13 protein-coding genes are annotated in these 16,861 nt (G+C 49.9%); 10 read left to right on the top strand and 3 right to left on the bottom strand.

The annotated features are described in order from the left end of the window. The first annotated feature begins 59 nt into the window (after positions 1 to 59). The 8 genes from V5J77_RS13465 (at position 60) to V5J77_RS13430 (ending at position 11,087) form a co-directional block, all read left to right on the top strand. Positions 60 to 2,354: a glycoside hydrolase family 88 protein gene (locus V5J77_RS13465; protein ID WP_338551361.1), complete on the top strand. Its 2,295-nt coding sequence runs from the start codon at positions 60 to 62 to the stop codon at positions 2,352 to 2,354. A 210-nt stretch (positions 2,355 to 2,564) separates the two neighbouring features. Beyond that, on the top strand, positions 2,565 to 4,430 hold the full coding sequence (gene iolD / locus V5J77_RS13460; RefSeq protein WP_338551360.1) for a 3D-(3,5/4)-trihydroxycyclohexane-1,2-dione acylhydrolase (decyclizing): 1,866 nt from the start codon (positions 2,565 to 2,567) through the stop codon (positions 4,428 to 4,430). Positions 4,431 to 4,470: 40 nt separating this feature from the next. Continuing rightward, the gene (gene iolE / locus V5J77_RS13455) at positions 4,471 to 5,364 is read left to right on the top strand and encodes a myo-inosose-2 dehydratase (protein ID WP_338551359.1); all 894 of its coding nucleotides are present in this window, start codon (positions 4,471 to 4,473) and stop codon (positions 5,362 to 5,364) included. Between the two features lie 121 nt (positions 5,365 to 5,485). Next, on the top strand, positions 5,486 to 6,493 hold the full coding sequence (iolC, locus tag V5J77_RS13450) for a 5-dehydro-2-deoxygluconokinase (protein ID WP_338551358.1): 1,008 nt from the start codon (positions 5,486 to 5,488) through the stop codon (positions 6,491 to 6,493). A 27-nt stretch (positions 6,494 to 6,520) separates the two neighbouring features. Then, on the top strand, positions 6,521 to 7,972 hold the full coding sequence (locus V5J77_RS13445) for a CoA-acylating methylmalonate-semialdehyde dehydrogenase (protein WP_338551357.1): 1,452 nt from the start codon (positions 6,521 to 6,523) through the stop codon (positions 7,970 to 7,972). Between the two features lie 54 nt (positions 7,973 to 8,026). Then, a complete protein-coding gene (iolG, locus tag V5J77_RS13440) occupies positions 8,027 to 9,052 on the top strand; it encodes an inositol 2-dehydrogenase (RefSeq protein ID WP_338551356.1) in 1,026 nt (341 codons plus the stop codon). Between the two features lie 31 nt (positions 9,053 to 9,083). Then, complete coding sequence (gene iolB, locus V5J77_RS13435) at positions 9,084 to 9,914, top strand: 5-deoxy-glucuronate isomerase (RefSeq protein WP_338551355.1); 831 nt, start codon at positions 9,084 to 9,086, stop codon at positions 9,912 to 9,914. Positions 9,915 to 10,073: 159 nt separating this feature from the next. Continuing rightward, on the top strand, positions 10,074 to 11,087 hold the full coding sequence (locus tag V5J77_RS13430) for a LacI family DNA-binding transcriptional regulator (RefSeq protein ID WP_338551354.1): 1,014 nt from the start codon (positions 10,074 to 10,076) through the stop codon (positions 11,085 to 11,087). A gap of 33 nt (positions 11,088 to 11,120) precedes the next feature. On the opposite strand, the gene V5J77_RS13425 is transcribed toward V5J77_RS13430, so the two are convergent. The 3 genes from V5J77_RS13425 to V5J77_RS13415 are packed head-to-tail and all read right to left on the bottom strand — an operon-like array spanning position 11,121 to position 14,846. Then, a complete protein-coding gene (locus tag V5J77_RS13425; RefSeq protein ID WP_338551353.1) occupies positions 11,121 to 12,215 on the bottom strand; it encodes an endospore germination permease in 1,095 nt (364 codons plus the stop codon). Beyond that, a complete protein-coding gene (locus V5J77_RS13420) occupies positions 12,212 to 13,381 on the bottom strand; it encodes a Ger(x)C family spore germination protein (protein ID WP_338551352.1) in 1,170 nt (389 codons plus the stop codon). The genes V5J77_RS13425 and V5J77_RS13420 overlap by 4 nt, the downstream gene beginning before the upstream one ends. A gap of 25 nt (positions 13,382 to 13,406) precedes the next feature. Beyond that, on the bottom strand, positions 13,407 to 14,846 hold the full coding sequence (locus V5J77_RS13415) for a spore germination protein (protein ID WP_338551351.1): 1,440 nt from the start codon (positions 14,844 to 14,846) through the stop codon (positions 13,407 to 13,409). A gap of 198 nt (positions 14,847 to 15,044) precedes the next feature. Here V5J77_RS13415 and V5J77_RS13410 point away from each other — a divergent pair, with 198 nt between their 5' ends. Further along, a complete protein-coding gene (locus V5J77_RS13410) occupies positions 15,045 to 15,611 on the top strand; it encodes an NADPH-dependent FMN reductase (protein WP_338551350.1) in 567 nt (188 codons plus the stop codon). A 271-nt stretch (positions 15,612 to 15,882) separates the two neighbouring features. Further along, positions 15,883 to 16,851, top strand: a complete 969-nt coding sequence (locus V5J77_RS13405) for an alpha/beta hydrolase (RefSeq protein ID WP_338551349.1) — start codon at positions 15,883 to 15,885, stop codon at positions 16,849 to 16,851. Positions 16,852 to 16,861 lie beyond the last annotated feature (10 nt).

The following is a 16,861-nucleotide window of genomic DNA, read 5'->3' as shown; positions in this document are numbered from 1 at the left end:
TCGCTAAGTTAAGCGCTATACCTACAAGCTGCGCCATGGAAAGGATTTGTGATCATTCGATGTCGATTTATTTTCAAACAGAGGAAAGTGCACAGCATCGCTTTGGCGACAAAGATAGCGCCATTTTGAAGCTGCTGGCCGACCGTTATGTTGGTGCTAATCCGCAGGCGGGATTTATTTTCCGCGCTTTTAACAAAAATGGCGTTTTGCAAAATGCAGAAGGGCTGTATGAATTGGATTTGGCTTCACGCTTTCCAGAGGCCAAAGCTGGGCAACTGAGCTATGGAGCTGGGCTCGTATGGAGCGATGAGGAGCGCAGCTTGGATATTAACGTACGCTGCCTTGGACCTGTAAGGCTATATTTCAACGGGGAGCTAGTCTTTCGTTCGAATGTAATAGAGGAAATCAGCCCGGATGCGACGGTTAGGCTGAGCTTAGTCTTTGCAAAGGGCTGGAACAGCTTATGGCTGTCGATGACTTGCACACCAGCGGGCTTCGGGTGTCAAATCGGCTCTGATGAGGCAAAGGTGCGGATTATGAATGTCCGTGCACCGTTCGAGGAGCGGTATGGGCAGGCAGGATGGATTTTCTCGCAGCCGGTTGATGCTGCCCTTGAATCAGGCAAGCGGTTAGAAGTAGCCCAGCCGGACTTATTGGGATCACAGCAACAGGAGCCGGGACTGGACTGGCTGCCGGTCATCGAATGGTCAGAGGAGGAGCGCGGCCTTGGCCAGCTGGAACGGATTTTTGGAAAGCAGCGCGGCAAAGCCGCCTATGCCCGGACAACCTTATATCAGCCGCTGCCTGGGAAGCAGGCCGTCGTGCTGGAGGGCGAGTCCTCAGGCGAGCTGACCTTGTGGCTGGAAGGACAACAGGTAGGTGAAAGCACAGCAGCAGGCCCTTTCCGATTTGAGCTGCTGCTGGATACAGGCAAGCATCATTTCGTAGCCCGCAGTGTGTGCGGCGAGCAGTCCTGGGGCTTTGCGCTGACGGCTGCAAATGCCGTTGATGGCAGCGCTATCACTTTGAGCTTGCCGCAGCAAGTACATGGCTCTGGAGCAGGGCAGTGGTTGTATGTTGGCCCATTTGAAGCGGGAGCGGCTAACCCTACTTGGGAGCAGCTTATTCGCACCGATCTTCTTTATTCTCTTAATCGGGTATCGGAGTCTGCTGGACAGACAAGCCTATTGCACACCTACTGGCAGCTTGATCGGCCGAACACCTGGGTACGTCCCTATTACGAAAATGCAATGCTAAGCAATAAATGGACAGTGGGTACCGTATCCAATTATGCGCGGTGGGATTATCCGCTTGGCGTTACGATATACGGCTTGCTGCAAACGGGGCGTTTTCTGGAGCGTCCGGATATCGTCAGCTATGCGACTCAGCATGTGGAAGCTTGCACGGAGATGTATGACTATTCCTTCTGGGATCGAGAGCAATATGGGTTCCCAGCCATTAATCAGCAGCTCGTGATGATGAAAATGCTCGATAATTGCGGCTCGTTCGGTTCGGCTATGCTGGAATCTAGGGTAGGGCTATCTGCTGCTGCTATAGAGCCAATTGCCGAGCGCATCGCCGATTTTATGCTGAATAAGCTGGAGCGCAAGCCCGATGGCGCTTTTTACCGCACCTGTGAGGGAGAATATGCCGCCAATACGATGTGGGCCGATGATTTGTACATGAGTACGCCATTTCTCTGCCGCTATGCTCGTTTAACAGGCAATCATGAGGCATTGGATGAAGCGGCGAAGCAGTTTTTGCGCTTCAAAAGCTATTTATTCATGCCAGAGGAGAAGCTGATGTCCCATGTTTATGATTTTAAATATGACAGGGCGACAGGCATTCCTTGGGGACGGGGCAATGGCTGGACGATTTTTTCATTGACCGAAGTGCTGGAAGCGTTGCCGCAGGCGCATGAGCTGCGTGATGAGCTGCTGGATTTCTTTAATGAGCTATGCGAGGGTTATGCCGCTCGTCAATCGGAGCGCGGGCTGTGGCATCAGGTAGTTAACCGTCCAGATACTTATTTGGAGGCTTCCTGCACGGCGATGTTTGCCTATGGCTTTGCTCGGGGCGTTCGCTTCGGTTGGGTGAAGCAGCCAGCCGCTATTATGAATGCGGCGTTCCGCGCATGGGATGGCTTGACGCGCTACGCTATTGACCGCCAAGGCAATGTTCACGGCGTATGCAGCGGTTCGCGCTACGCTTTCACAGCGGATTATTATGATCAGGATTTGCGGACGGTAGTTAACGACAATCACGGCATAGGCATTATGATGCTTGCCGGAACAGAAGTCGCCAAGCTGAAGCAGCATTTGCAAACGCAAACAAACGACGATAGCGCAAAATAAGAAGAGGAAAAAGCAAGGCCAAAAGAAAAAACTTGTCAGCAGGTCAATGTTGTAGTAGCCTATGGGTGAAGCGCTTAATCTTAAAATATTAGGCGCCATACCTTTACTGAGTTAAGCGCTTAATCCAAGACGCAAACATAGCTCCTGCAAGCAAACTTTAAACATGCTGAACGTGTTCAAATGATAGATTAACGATAGGAGGAAATGGATATGACGACGATTCGATTGACGATGGCGCAAGCGCTGCTGCGGTTTTTGGATCAGCAATACATTTCAATTGATGGTGAGGAAACGAAGTTCGTTAAAGGCGTGTTCGGCATCTTCGGTCATGGCAATGTGACCGGCATGGGAGAGGCGCTGGAAAGAAGCGCAGACAGCTTAACCTTTATCCAAGGAAAAAACGAACAGGGCATGGTACACACAGCAGCAGCCTTCGCCAAGCAGCGTAATCGCAAGCAGATCTATGCTTGCACAACCTCGATTGGCCCAGGTGCGCTAAACATGGTAACGGCAGCGGCAACAGCTACCGTTAATCGTATTCCGGTATTGCTGCTGCCTGGTGATAACTTCGCTTCGCGCCAGCCAGACCCTGTGCTGCAACAGCTTGAGGTAAGCAGTGACTATACTTTATCCGCTACGGATTCCTTCAAGGCCGTCAGCCGTTACTGGGACCGTATCGTTCGTCCCGAGCAGCTGATTACCGCAGCGCTGCAAGCGATGCGCGTGCTCACAGATCCGGCGGAGACAGGAGCGGTTACGCTCGCGCTGCCGCAGGATGTGCAGGCGGAAGCCTATGACTATCCAGAGAGCTTCTTCGCAAAGCGCGTGCATTATGTAGATCGCCGCGAGCCGGCGGCGGAGGCAGTAGCCCGTGCAGCGGAGCGTATTGTAGCGAGCAAGCATCCGCTTATCGTAGCAGGAGGCGGCGTCTTGTATGCGTCTGCTACCTCCGAGCTGCGAGCGTTCGCTGAAGCTTTCGGCATTCCGGTTACGGAAACGCAGGCTGGAAAAAGCGCATTCGATTGGCGTCATCCGCTGTATGCGGGAGCTATTGGGGTCACCGGTGCGCTGGCTGCGAACGAATGGGCGAAGCAAGCTGATCTGGTTATCGGCGTAGGCACGCGCTACTCGGATTTCACAACTGCCTCCAAGTCCGCATACGCGAACCCGGATGTGCAGTTTATCAATATTAACTTAAATGGCGCTGACGCCGCGAAGCTGGGCGGGGAAGCGGTAATTGCCGATGCCCGCGCGGGTTTGCTTGCGCTGCAAAATGCGCTGCAAGCAGCGAATTACAAAAGCAGCTATACCGATGCGGAATTGGCGGCGCGCAAAGCGGCATGGGATGCAGAGGTTGATCGTCTTTACAAGGAGGAGCATGAAGACGGCCTCTCCCAAACTCGGGCGCTCGGCGTCATTAATGAAACGATTGCTTCCTCTTCCGTCGTCGTTGGCGCTGCCGGAAGCCTGCCTGGCGATTTGCACCGCTTATGGCGCTCGACCGAGCCGAAAACGTATCATATGGAATATGGTTTTTCCTGCATGGGCTACGAAGTTAGCGGCGCTTTCGGAGCGGCACTCGCCGACCCGCAGCGCGAGGTGTACGCCCTGGTTGGCGACGGAAGCTACTTGATGATGCATTCCGAACTGGTGACGAGCTTGCAGGAGCAGCGCAAGTTTACGATTTTGCTTTTTGACAATCATGGGTTCCAGTGTATCCATAACTTGCAGCGCGAGCATGGCAGTGATGGCTTCGGCAATGAGTTCCGCTATCGTGAAGCGAGCACTGGCAAATACACGGGTCAGCCGCTGCCTATTGATTTTGCTGCCCATGCCCGCAGTCTTGGGGCGAGTGCTTACAAAGCTGCAAATGCGGAGGAACTGCGTGCTGCTTTGCTTCAGGCGAAGCAGGAGGAGCGCACGACGCTGATTGAAATAAGCGTATTGCCGGGAACGAATTCCGGCGGCTATGAATCCTGGTGGCATGTCGGCGTACCTGCTGTATCAGAAAGCGACAAGGTGCGGAGGGCGCATGAAGCGATGCAGGCAAAGCTCAGCAAGGCGAAGCAGCTGTAGCAGGTTGATCCTATTTTTCAATAAGGAGCTGGGGTAAGCGATGAAGCCATTTACATTTTCACTCGGCATTCACCCGATTAACTGGGTGGGCGAGGATGTGCGGGAGCATGGGGCGGATACGACCTATGAGCAAATTTTGGATGATATTCAGCGGCTTGGGCTGACGGGAACGGAAATGGGGCGCAAATACCCGACCGACACTGCCGTATTGCGCGAGGAGCTGGGCAAGCGAGGCATTCAGCTCGTATCCCAGTGGAAGTCGGTGCTGTTCTCCGATCCCGCCTACCGCGAGGCTGAGCTTGAGGGTTACCGCAAGCATGCCGAGTTTCTACAAAGCATGGGGAGCAAGGTGATCAGCACGGCTGAGGTTGGCGGCTCGCTGCATTTTGATCCGCGGCGTACGCCCAATGAGACAGAGGTGCTGCGGCTGGATGAAGCAGGCTGGCAGTCGCTGGCGACCGGCCTTAACGCAGCCGGGAAAATAGCGGCTGAATACGGCTTAAAGCTGGCTTACCATCATCATGGCGGAACCGTAGTTGAGCAGCCGGAGGAAATTGACAAGCTTATGGAGCTGACGGACCCAGCTTATGTGCATCTACTGTTTGATACTGGCCATGCCTATTATGGTGGTGCGAACCCGCTGGATGTGCTGCAAAAGCATTATGACCGCATTGCCTATATTCATTTGAAAGATATTCGCCAATCCGTACTCGATGAAGCCCGCTCAGAGCAGGCCGATTTCGTCACCTGTATTCGCAAGGGCGTATTTACGGTGCCGGGTGACGGCTGCCTTGATTTTGCGCCAGTGCTTCAGGAGCTTACAGCTCGCGGTTATAACGGCTGGGCGATGCTCGAAGGAGAGCAGGACCCTGCAACTCATAATCCGTATGAATATGCGAAGGAAGCGATTCGTTATTTATCCTCATTAAGATAAACCGACTGTCTTCGTCCTTTGGCGGAACTTATACATGCTTCTACTTAAAATAATTCGAATCAAGTATTTTATAACATTAAGTAACTTATGACATTAAGTAACTATTGGAGGTGGGCCCCGGATGTCTTATATCACATATAACGCAGCGAAGCCGCTGGATTTCACAGCAATTGGCCGTTTGTGCATTGATTTGAATGCGAATGAAATTAATCGCCCGATGGAGGAGACGATGACGTTTACGAAATACGTTGGCGGCTCTCCGGCGAATATTGCGATTGGCATGTCCCGGCTTGGGATGAAAACATCGTTTATCGGCAAGGTGGCCGATGACCAGATGGGCCGTTTTATTACGACATATTTGGAAAATAATCAAATTGCCACTTCGGGCGTCGTAACGGATGACAGCGGTGCAGTGACGGGGCTTGCTTTTACCGAAATTAAAAGCCCGTCGGAGTGCAGCATTTTGATGTACCGCGACAATGTTGCTGATCTGCTGCTTAAACCTCAGGAGGTTAGCAAGGAGTTGATTGCTAATTCCAAAATGCTCCTTATCTCGGGTACGGCGCTGGCACAAAGCCCTTCGCGTGAAGCGGTGTTCCTTGCCATTGATTATGCCCGCAAGCATGGCGTCGTTATTGCCTTTGATCTTGATTATCGTCCATATACGTGGAACTCACCAGAGGAAACGGCCATTTACTACAACCTGGCGGCTGAAAAATGCGATATTATTATGGGTACTAGAGAAGAATTTGACAATATGGAAACGTTCGAGCCTAATCCGGAGCGTGATGATCATGTGACCGCAGCGAAGTGGTTCAATTATGCCGCGCAAATTGTCATTATCAAGCATGGCAAGGACGGCTCCATCGCGTACACGAAGGATGGCGCCTCGCACCGGGCGAAGAGCTTCCCGGCGAAGGTTATCAAAACATTTGGAGCGGGCGACTCCTATGCAGCAGGCTTTTTGTACGGCAACATGCAGGGCTGGTCGATTGAGAAAAGCATGGAGTTCGGCAGTGCCGCTGCCTGTATCGTTATTTCCAGTCACAGCTGCTCAGACGCTATGCCGTCTGCCGATCAGGTTCAAGACTATATCGACCGCTGCAACCGCGGTGAAATCATCGTTTAATTTTAAAACAGAGAGGATTGAGTGGATATGACAGCAACATTAAGCAATTGGATTGGCGGAAAATGGGTAGCATCGGCATCGGGGCAGACAGAAGCGGTTTACAACCCGGCAACTGAAGAGGTATTGGCTTATGTACCGTTATCTTCAAATGAAGATGTCGAGCAGGCTGTAGCCAATTCGAAAGAAGCCTACACTTCATGGAGTCGTACACCTGTACCAAAACGGGCCCGCGTATTGTTCAAATACCAGCAGCTGCTCGTTGATCATTGGGAAGAGCTAGCACAGCTGGTCACAAAAGAAAACGGCAAAAGCTATGCCGAAGCTTATGGCGAAGTGCTGCGCGGCATTGAATGCGTGGAGTTCGCGGCTGGCGCGCCTAACCTGATGATGGGCAAGCAGCTTCCTGATATTGCTACTGGCCTTGAGTCCGGCATGTACCGTTACCCAATTGGCGTCATCGGCGGTATTACGCCGTTTAACTTCCCAATGATGGTGCCGTGCTGGATGTTCCCGCTTGCGATAGCCTGCGGCAATACGTTCGTGCTTAAGCCGTCGGAGCGTACGCCGCTGCTTGCGAATCGCCTGGCAGAGCTGTTTCAGGAAGCGGGTCTTCCAGATGGCGTGCTAAACATCGTTCATGGTGCGCATGATGTCGTAAATGGCTTGCTGAAGCACCCGGATGTGAAAGGCATTTCGTTCGTTGGCTCGCAGCCTGTTGCGGAGTATGTTTATCGCACGGGAACTGCGGAGGGCAAACGTGTGCAAGCGCTCGCTGGCGCAAAAAATCATTCCATCGTCATGCCGGATGCTGACCTTGACCTGACGGTTAAAGAAATTACGAATGCTGCCTTCGGTTCGGCAGGCGAACGCTGCATGGCTTGCGCAGTTGTTGTCGCTGTCGGCGATGTAGCTGATAAGCTCGTAGAAAAACTGCTGCAAACGGCTGATTCCCTCACCATTGGCAACGGGCTTGAGTCCGGTGTCTTCCTTGGTCCGGTTATTCGTGGACCGCATAAGGAGCGGACGCTTCGCTATATTGAAATCGGCGAGCAGGAAGGCGCACAGCTGCTGCGCGATGGACGCAAAGATGCTGCTGCTGCGGCTGATGCGAAGGGCTATTTTGTCGGCCCAACCTTGTTTGACGGCGTTCATAAGGAAATGACGATCTGGAAGGATGAAATTTTCGCTCCGGTACTGGCGATTGCGCGGGTTGAGACGCTGGAGGAAGCGATTGAGCTTGCGAATGCATCCGAGTTTGCAAATGGCGCCTGCCTGTTCACGAAGGATGGCAGCAACGTCCGCACATTCCGCGAAACGATTGAAGCAGGCATGCTCGGAGTCAATCTTGGCGTTCCAGCCCCAATGGCGTTTTTCCCTTTCTCCGGCTGGAAAAAATCATTCTACGGCGATTTGCATGCCAACGGCACCGATGGGGTCGAATTTTATACGCGTAAAAAAATGGTAACCGCTCGTTGGTAGTTTAACGGTCTGCTAATCAGATAATGGATAATCGCATAAAGGAGAACGATCAAAATGGTACAAAAAATTAAAATCGGCATTATCGGCGCAGGCCGCATCGGAAAAATCCATGCCGACAACTTGCTGAGGCTTCCACAAGTAGAAATTGCTGCAATCAGCGATTTGTTCGCAAACGCGGAGCTGGAAGCTTGGGCCGCGGCTCGCGGCATCGCGACCGTTACAAAAGACAGCGCTGCGCTTATCGCAGACCCTGAAATCAACGCCATTTTTATTTGTTCTTCAACAGATACACATGTCCCGCTCATTAAACAGGCTGCCGAAGCGGGCAAGCATATTTTTTGCGAAAAACCAGTCAGCATGACGCTTTCGCAAACAGAGGAAGCAGTAGAAGCGGTACAGAAAGCCGGCGTAAAGCTGCAAATCGGATTTAACCGCCGCTTCGACCATAACTTTAAACGGATTCGCGAGCATGTGGAGCAAGGAACGATTGGCGAGACGCATATTGTGAAAATTACGTCGCGCGATCCGAACCCGCCGCATAAGGATTACATCAAGGTATCCGGCGGCATTTTCATGGACATGATGATTCATGATTTTGATATGGCAAGGTTTTTGGCTGGCAGCGAGGTTGAGGAGGTTTTTGCACAAGGCAATGTCCTCATTGATCCTGTATTTGCCGAATGTGATGATCTCGATACGGCCATTGTAACGCTGCGCTTCCAAAACGGCGCGCTTGGCGTCATCGACAATAGTCGTCAGGCTGTATATGGCTACGACCAGCGAGTTGAGGTATTTGGCTCCAAGGGCAGCGCCGCCGCAACGAATGATCATCCGAATACAGCGGAAATCAGCACCGCGGAAGGTATTGTGAGGGATAAGCCGCTGCACTTTTTCCTTGAACGCTACAATGCTGCTTATGTAGAGGAAACGGAGTTATTTATTGAAGCGCTGCTGCAAAATAAGAAGGTAATGGTCGACGGCAACGATGCGCTGCAAGCCGAGCGAATTGCAAAGGCGGCGAAGCTTTCCGTGAAGCTAGGACGACCTGTGAAGCTTAATGAGCTTCATGAACTGACGTAAGTAGACGGATACGGAAAGGTAGTGTATGCAAATGTCAGAGCTAATCGTAAAACCAAGCGCTGCTCCAGACGAGCAGGGCGAGCTTATGAACATAACACCGCAAAGCGCAGGGTGGGAGTATGTCGGTTTTCGAATCGTTCATTTGGAGCCGGGCGAGCAGCTTAAGCAGAGCACGGATGAAAATGAAGTGTGCCTCGTCCTGTTGAGTGGACGTGCGGATGTACAGACGCAAAATGAAAAATGGAGCAATATCGGCCAGCGGATGAGCGTATTTGAGAAAATCCCGCCGTTTTCGGTTTATGTGCCTAATGACGATTTTTATCATATTGAAGCCGTAACCGCGCTGGATATCGCTATTTGCTCTGCGCCTGGCCAAGGCCAGCATCAAGCGAGGCTCATTGCCCCGGATGCTGTAGGTGTAGAACAGCGCGGATATGGCAATCTGGAGCGCCAAATCCATAACATTTTGCCAGAGACAGCGCCGGCAGACAGCCTGCTTGTCGTTGAAGTTTTTACGCCAAGCGGACATTGGTCCAGCTACCCGCCGCATAAGCATGACCGGGATGCGCTGCCGGAGGAATCGCTGCTGGAGGAAACATATTATTTTCGCGTAGAGCCTGAGCAGGGCTTCGCCATTCAACGTGTGTATACGGATGACCGTTCGCTGGACGAGACACTTGTCATTCGTAATGGCGAAGCGGTTCTCGTACCGCGAGGCTACCATCCGGTAAGTGCGCCTCCGGGCTACGAGGTGTATTATTTGAACGTTATGGCTGGACCTACGCGCATTTGGAAGTTTCATAATGATCCAGACCATGCTTGGATAATGACAAAACCAGCCCAGGAAACAACCAAAGCTTAGGACAGGACGTTTCACCTAACAACAGACATAGTAGAAACCAGCTTTCCTTCAGCGGAGGCTGGTTTCTATCCTTTTAAGCCAATTACTTCAATTACATTGCAAGATAACATGATGTGATACATAATAAATCTACCAGCACAAAAGTAACGGAGGTTGTCTATGAAAGCCACCATCTATGATATCGCAAAGGAAGCGGGAGTCTCGATTGCGACTGTTTCCCAGGTCATTAATGGCAAAGGAAAAATCAGCGAAGAACGGCGCAATGAAGTCATGCGCATAATGGAGCGGCTTAATTACCAGCCAAGTGTAATCGCTTCCGCGCTGACTGGAAAACGAACATTTACGCTCGGACTGCTCGTTCCAGACATATCCAACCCCTTTTTTGCCGAAATTGCCCGCGCCGTTGAGGATCAGAGCCGTCGCTTAGGCTACAGCCTCGTCATATGCAGCACCGACAATAAAGATGAGCGAGTGGAGCGCTATCTGTCGCTGCTGCGGCAAAAAAGCGTGGACGGCATCATTATCGGTACCGGGATTGATAATGAGGATATTATTAAGCCGCTGCTGACGCAGTCCATTGCTGTAGCACTAATTGCGCGGGACATGCCTGCTCTCGCTGTGCATACAGTCATTGTGGAGGATTTCAAAGGGGGAGCGCTTGGGGCTCGGCATTTGCTTGAGGAAGGGCATCAACGGGTCGCGGTGCTTGCCGAGCATATGAAGGTCAGCAGCAGCCGGGAGCGGGTCAGGGGATTTAGAAGTGTCGTCGAAGCAGCTGGGCTGCCTTGGTCTGACGCCTCCGTCAAGTTTTGCGACTACACGCTGGAGGATGGCAAGCGCAAAGCGCTGGAGCTGCTGAAGCTGACGGAACGGCCTACCGCCTTGTTTTGCTGTAATGAGCTGCTCGCTATCGGCGCCTTGCAGGCAGCGAAGGAGCTTAAGCTTCGTATTCCGCGTGATGTATCGGTAATCGGCTTTGATAATACGATTTTGGCCTCGGTAAGTGATCCGCCGCTGACGACTATTGCACAGCCTATTGAAGCGATGGGGAAAAAGGTTGTTGATCTGCTGGTAGAAGCGCTGCAAAGCAAATCAGCTTCTGCAAAAGCAGAACGTTTCGTGCTGGAGCCCGAGCTCATTATTAGACATTCGACAAGCTCGATTCATTTATAAGAGCAGACCATCATTGACTTATGGGTGAACCGCTCAAGAAGAGGAGCGGCTCGCCCGATGCTTAATCATGGCACAGATGAATAGGAAGGTCATTAATCCGCCTTCAATAATGAGCGTTACGAGCGGAAACCAATAGCTTAAATACCGATCAACGATATGGCCTTCGGTGCTGTACGGGAGCATAGGGCTCAATATAAGTATAGCGCCGAACACATATACCCATGGTTTATAGGACTTCATTCCGAGCCACTGCGCGGTTCCCTCCGAAATAGCGTAATACAAGGTTGAGATCGTAATGAATGAGCCCGAAATAAAGATAAGCAGCAGCAGCACCTCGATTCTCTCAAAAATAAGAAACTGCGTAATTCTCGACAGAATATAGATGGGATTTTCAAAATGCGCTGCCATCATAGGACCCATCACCAGTATGCTGTATAACAAATAAAGCGTCATGATGGAAGTGCCGAGTATGACGGCGTAGACCTTCATTTTTAAAATGCTCTTTTGTTGTTTAATATGCGGCATCAGCATTCCCATCATGATGCAAATCCCAAACCAGCTGCCGGGATAGATCGCGCCTCGCACGGCGGGAAATATACCGTGCTCGAAGGGTGGGAGCAGATAGTGCAGCTCAATATAGGGAATGGAGCTGGTAAATAACACAATGGAGGTTAGCAAGATAATGACGCCAATAATTTGGCTCAATCTTGCAATGGCCTCAACACCCTTTACGGCAGCAAGCCCGGCGCATATCGTCATCGAGATGGAGAAGACTAACCGAGGGGTTTCGGGCATAAGGGTTCTAGACAAGAAATCACAGTAAATCCACATGGCTGTAACCATTACTCCGAGAAAAAACAGCAGGAAAATAAGACCGACAGCTTTGCCAGTTTTTCCTAATATGCTGCGTGTATATTGAATTAACGATTGTCCAGCATACATTCTGCCCAGCCGATAAAGAAGAATAGCGACATAAATATCAATTACAGCGCCCAAAATCATCGACAGCCATAAGTCCTGCTTAACCTTAGAGATCAGCTGGCTCGGAACCGAGAAAAATGTGAGCGAGGTAATCGAGACAAAAATAATGAAAAAGAATTCACTCGATGAAATTAGACCCTTTTTCACTTCACATCATCCTTTTTTATTTTGCTGTCAATAAGCAAGCCGGATTTTATAAGCTCGATAGAAATGTCGGTCTTCACCTTAATGTTAGCAAGCTCCTCATTCCAGCTCTCTTTCAGCAATTCCCAGCTTTTTGGATCTTTGCGATGGATCGTTTCTCCAAAGCCAACAGCGTCGCTTTTGTAGGTGTGAAAGAGCTTGTGAAGGGCTCCCTCTATGGATGCTGCAATTGCGCTGCTCAGCTCTGTTTTGATTAGATCTGTCGTTTTTTTCTCCGTCAAATCCATCACCTCCGTAGACGTTTTAATGGAAGCTCTGGCTTTCATATGAACGTTCATTTGCAGCTGTCCATTTTCAAATGCTGGCTTCATAGCAATATGGATATTTTTCAACTCAAACATGATTGATTTCTTATCCTTGGTCGTCATCTGGAACAAGCCACGTGAAGACAGCTCCGTCAACCAGCTTACAACCTGTGTTTCCTCGTTATTCAGCCAGCCTACCATTTTATTATTTCGAAAAACAGCAAGATCCGTAATTTCCATCACCAGGTCCCGTTTACCTGACTTGCCAACCTGGAGCAAGCCAGGCACCGCTACTTGAAAGCCTGACTGCTTTAGTCTAGGCAAAAATTGATACAGCTGAATGCCGCCGCTTGTCGGCTTGTAGGTTTTATTTTTAAAATAAGCTTTCCATTCCTCAGCAGCTACAGCTTGCAGCTCCTTGGTGTCAGTCAGTACTTCCTTGACAGGGTGCCGTGAAACCATCACCCAGCAGTTGAAATTCTGGTTAGGCTCCCGCCAGAAGAAGTCCATACTATCGTCTAAGCCTTTTTTGGCTAAACGTTCTCCAATGAGAAGAACCTTCGTTTGGGAGAAAAAGAGGCTTTTCTTCGCTTGCTTACGAATCGTCTCGAGTGCATCTTCAAAGGTTATGCCGTTTGCCGTATACGTAGCAATCGCTCTGCGCTGCTGTACGCCTCCGCCAGCGGCAACGGGGAGTGTCGGATTTACGAGCTGGACGGTAACCTGAAGCTGCCCCTGTTTATTTACATCCATACCTATAGCTGAAACCACAGTCAATTGATCAAAATTGATTTGGCTCCAGCAGCCGCTAAGGAGCAGGAGCATACTAAGGATGCAGACAAATCTACTAAGGTGGAGAAACACATGGTTGTCCCCCTTTTTTTCAAATTTAACGTTTATTGCGAAGTGTAAACCACGGAACACGAAATATGGCTTTCTCGGCTTCCTTTTTCTTAAACGGAGCGAATGGCGATAAATAGGGCAAGCCTACCGATTGAATGGAGGCAAGCTGGATTCCCAGCATAAACAATCCAATAATAATCCCGTAAAGCCCTACAAGCGAAGCGAGCAGCAGCATGAAAAACCGCAGCATCCGTATCGTCCCCGATAGAGAAATGGAAGGTATCGTGAAGGAGGCGATTGCTGTGCCAGCAACAATCATGACCGATGGGGAGGAGATAATACCGGCTTGTACTGCGGATTCGCCAATAACGAGTGCTCCTACGATACTGATGGCAGAACCAATTGAACGGGGCATCCGAATGCTCGCCTCGCGCAGCCCCTCAAAAATGATCTCCATAATTAGCGCCTCCATTAAGACGGGAAAGGGAACGCCATCCCGTGCAGACAAAATGCTGCTCAGGAGCTGCGGAGGCACCATCTCCGGGTGGTAGGTCAAAATGCCGACGTAGGTAGAGGGCAGCAGCAGCGTAATGAAAAAACCAGCGTAACGAATCCACCGAATGAAAGTAGCTACAGGGTAAGCCAAATATAAATCCTCAGTCGTCTTAAGCAAATGAAACAGCGTACAAGGCAGGGCTAGCACAAAGGGAGTTCCATCGACGACAATGGCCACACGTCCGTCCAATATAATGCCAGCCACATCATCAGGCCGCTCGGTACTATATACCGTAGGAAAGAAGGAGGTAGGGCTGTCTTTAATAATCTCCTCAACGTAGTGTGATTCTAATACCGCATCGATGTCGATTTTCTGAAGTCGTTTGCGTATTTCGTCAACCGTTTCCTTCGCTGCACGATCATGTATATAAACCATCGCGATTTTGGTATGCGACACATTGCCGACCGTCAGCGTTTCCACACGAAAAGCCTTGTCGCGAATACGTCTGCGTATGAGTGAAATGTTGACACCCAAAGCCTCGACGAAGCCATCTCGCGGGCCGCGAATGACACTGGATGAAGCTGGTTCATCAATGCTTCGGGTTTCAAGACCTTGTGTATTGACCGCAATGGCTCCGTCGCTGTCATCTACCAAAATAATCGTCCAGCCGCAAACGAGCAGAGGCACGCATTCCTCGCATGTATAAACCAATTTCACATGATTGGCTGTCAGTATGTAGCTGCAAAGCAGTTGAAGAGGCGATTCGCTTTGATCCCGCAGCTTCATCTGCTGTGTTCCAGAAATGAGTGGCGAAATAACATCGGCATTTAAATTTTGCTTGCTGATGAGACCGTCTATCCAGACGACAGAGGCTGGAATGCGTTCCTCGCCGATCAAGCAGTTTCTTGTTGATAAATCTGAGCTGTTGCCAAGCTCGGACACTAGCTCATTATAAAGGTCGCGCGTCGTGTTTACCTTGCTTTCGGGCATGATGCTGCAGCTCCTTTTTGCTAAAGCTAGTCATGTTCGTACGTACCACATATTTATTGTGGCTAAAATTGGTTTTATTATTCGATGATTGCACAGCGTATTTTGAATCGAACAACTAGTCATTTTTTTAGAAAGCAAGTAAAATGGAAGGTAAGATAACAGTTAAAGCCAGCATGATGGGGAAAGGGGCTAATTAAAATGGCAAAAACAATTGGACTAATCGTAGGGAGCCTGCGGGAAAATTCATATAATCGAATGGTGGCACGGACGCTGAGCGAGCTCGATGCTACTCTTGCATTCAAGTGGATTGAGCTAAAGGAGCTTCCTTTATTTAATGAAGATTTGGAAGTGGGAGACGGACCAGAGGCGGTACAGGTTTTTAAAGCGGCTATTCAAGCAGTGGATGGCATCATTATTGTAACGCCGGAGTACAACTCAGGCATTCCCGGCGTGCTTAAAAATGCGATTGACTGGGCATCCAGACCTTCTCGCGGCTCCGTGTTACACAGAAAGCCGTTCGGTCTAATTGGCGCAACGCCAGGCGGCATGGGAACCGTTCATGCTCAGCTTCAAACCCGGCATGTTCTGGAGTCTGTTCAGGCACAGGTGCTTCCTTTTCAAAAGCTGCTTATTTCACAGGTGCACACAAAAGTAGATACGAAGCAGCAGCGCCTAACGGATGAGAAGACGAAGGAATATTTGCAGGCTTATTTGCAAAAGTTTGTCCGTTGGATCGATCATGTTCCTGCATTGGATCTGCTATAAAACAAAATGCGGCTGCTATTTCACTTCTTCCAGATGACGACCAGCCACATGGTGAAACAACTGTGTATCACTAAAATGCAGGTAAATAAGCTGTAGCCGTTGCAGAGCATGATGCTGCGAGGGCCGCAGCTTTATTTTTTCGAGGGCGAATAGCAAGTAGGGCTCCATAGCAAGTTAGTAAAGCAAATAATTAAGCTGGAATTAAGCTGCTGTTTTCTCTTACATAAGCTTGATGAGCTATAATGTACCCACGACAAGGGGAGTGGGACAGATGAGAAAATGGGCTAGACGTTTAGGGAAAATAGTTGTTTTTGGTGTACTTGCTATCGCGCTGCTAATCGGAGCAGGGGCGATTTATGAACAGGCAAGCATTCGTAATGATATGAAATCCTATACACCTAGCGGTAAGCTGTATAAGGTTCATGGAGAAAACATGCATGTATATACAGGTGGGCAAGGGGATGTCACCGTTGTAATGGTCTCAGGCTGGGGCACCGCCAGTCCCTATGTAGATTTTTCTCCGCTATATGAGAGGCTCGCGCCTCATGTGAAATTCGCCGTTTATGACAGATTTGGCTATGGGTACAGTGATACGACCGATAAGAAGCGTGACATTGATACGATAACGGATGAAATTCACGATGCGCTGAAGGCAGCTGGTCAAAAACCGCCTTACTTGCTTGCGGCACATTCGTTGGGGGCGCTTGAAACGATTCGATATGCACAGAAATACCCGGATGAAGTTCAAGGTATTGTGATGATAGACGGCGGTAGTCCTGAATATTATAACATCGACTCTGAAGCACTACAGAGCAGTTTCCTAAATACGCTGCTGATTAAAACGGGTGTGATTCGAATGCTGTATCAGTCTGACGGCGTTATCGAAAGCTCACGTGCTACTCGCAATGGGTTGAAGTATGTTCCTGATGACTTAATAAGAATTGATCAGATAGCCTCGATGCTGACGCTTGATAATGCCAATATAAAGGGTGAATTTCAGCAAGCGCAGACTAATGCGAAGATCGTATTGGATGCCAAACAGCCGTTTTCTTTTCCGCTAACGATATTAACAGCCGATTACTTCGGGGTTAGCGAAGAGCTCTGGACTAAAAGTCAAGCAGCCTTTACTTCATGGTCATTACAGCCGAAGCAAATCGTTGTTAAAGACGCGGAGCACTACGTTCATCAATATCAGCCTGATCTTGTTGCAGAAGAAATATTGTCACTGGCCAAACGCTAGAAAAGGGTAT

Source organism: Paenibacillus sp. KS-LC4 (assembly GCF_036894955.1).
GTDB lineage: Bacteria > Bacillota > Bacilli > Paenibacillales > Paenibacillaceae > Pristimantibacillus.
Note: the sequence above shows the minus strand (reverse complement) of the source record. Positions and strands in the feature narration are given on the sequence as shown.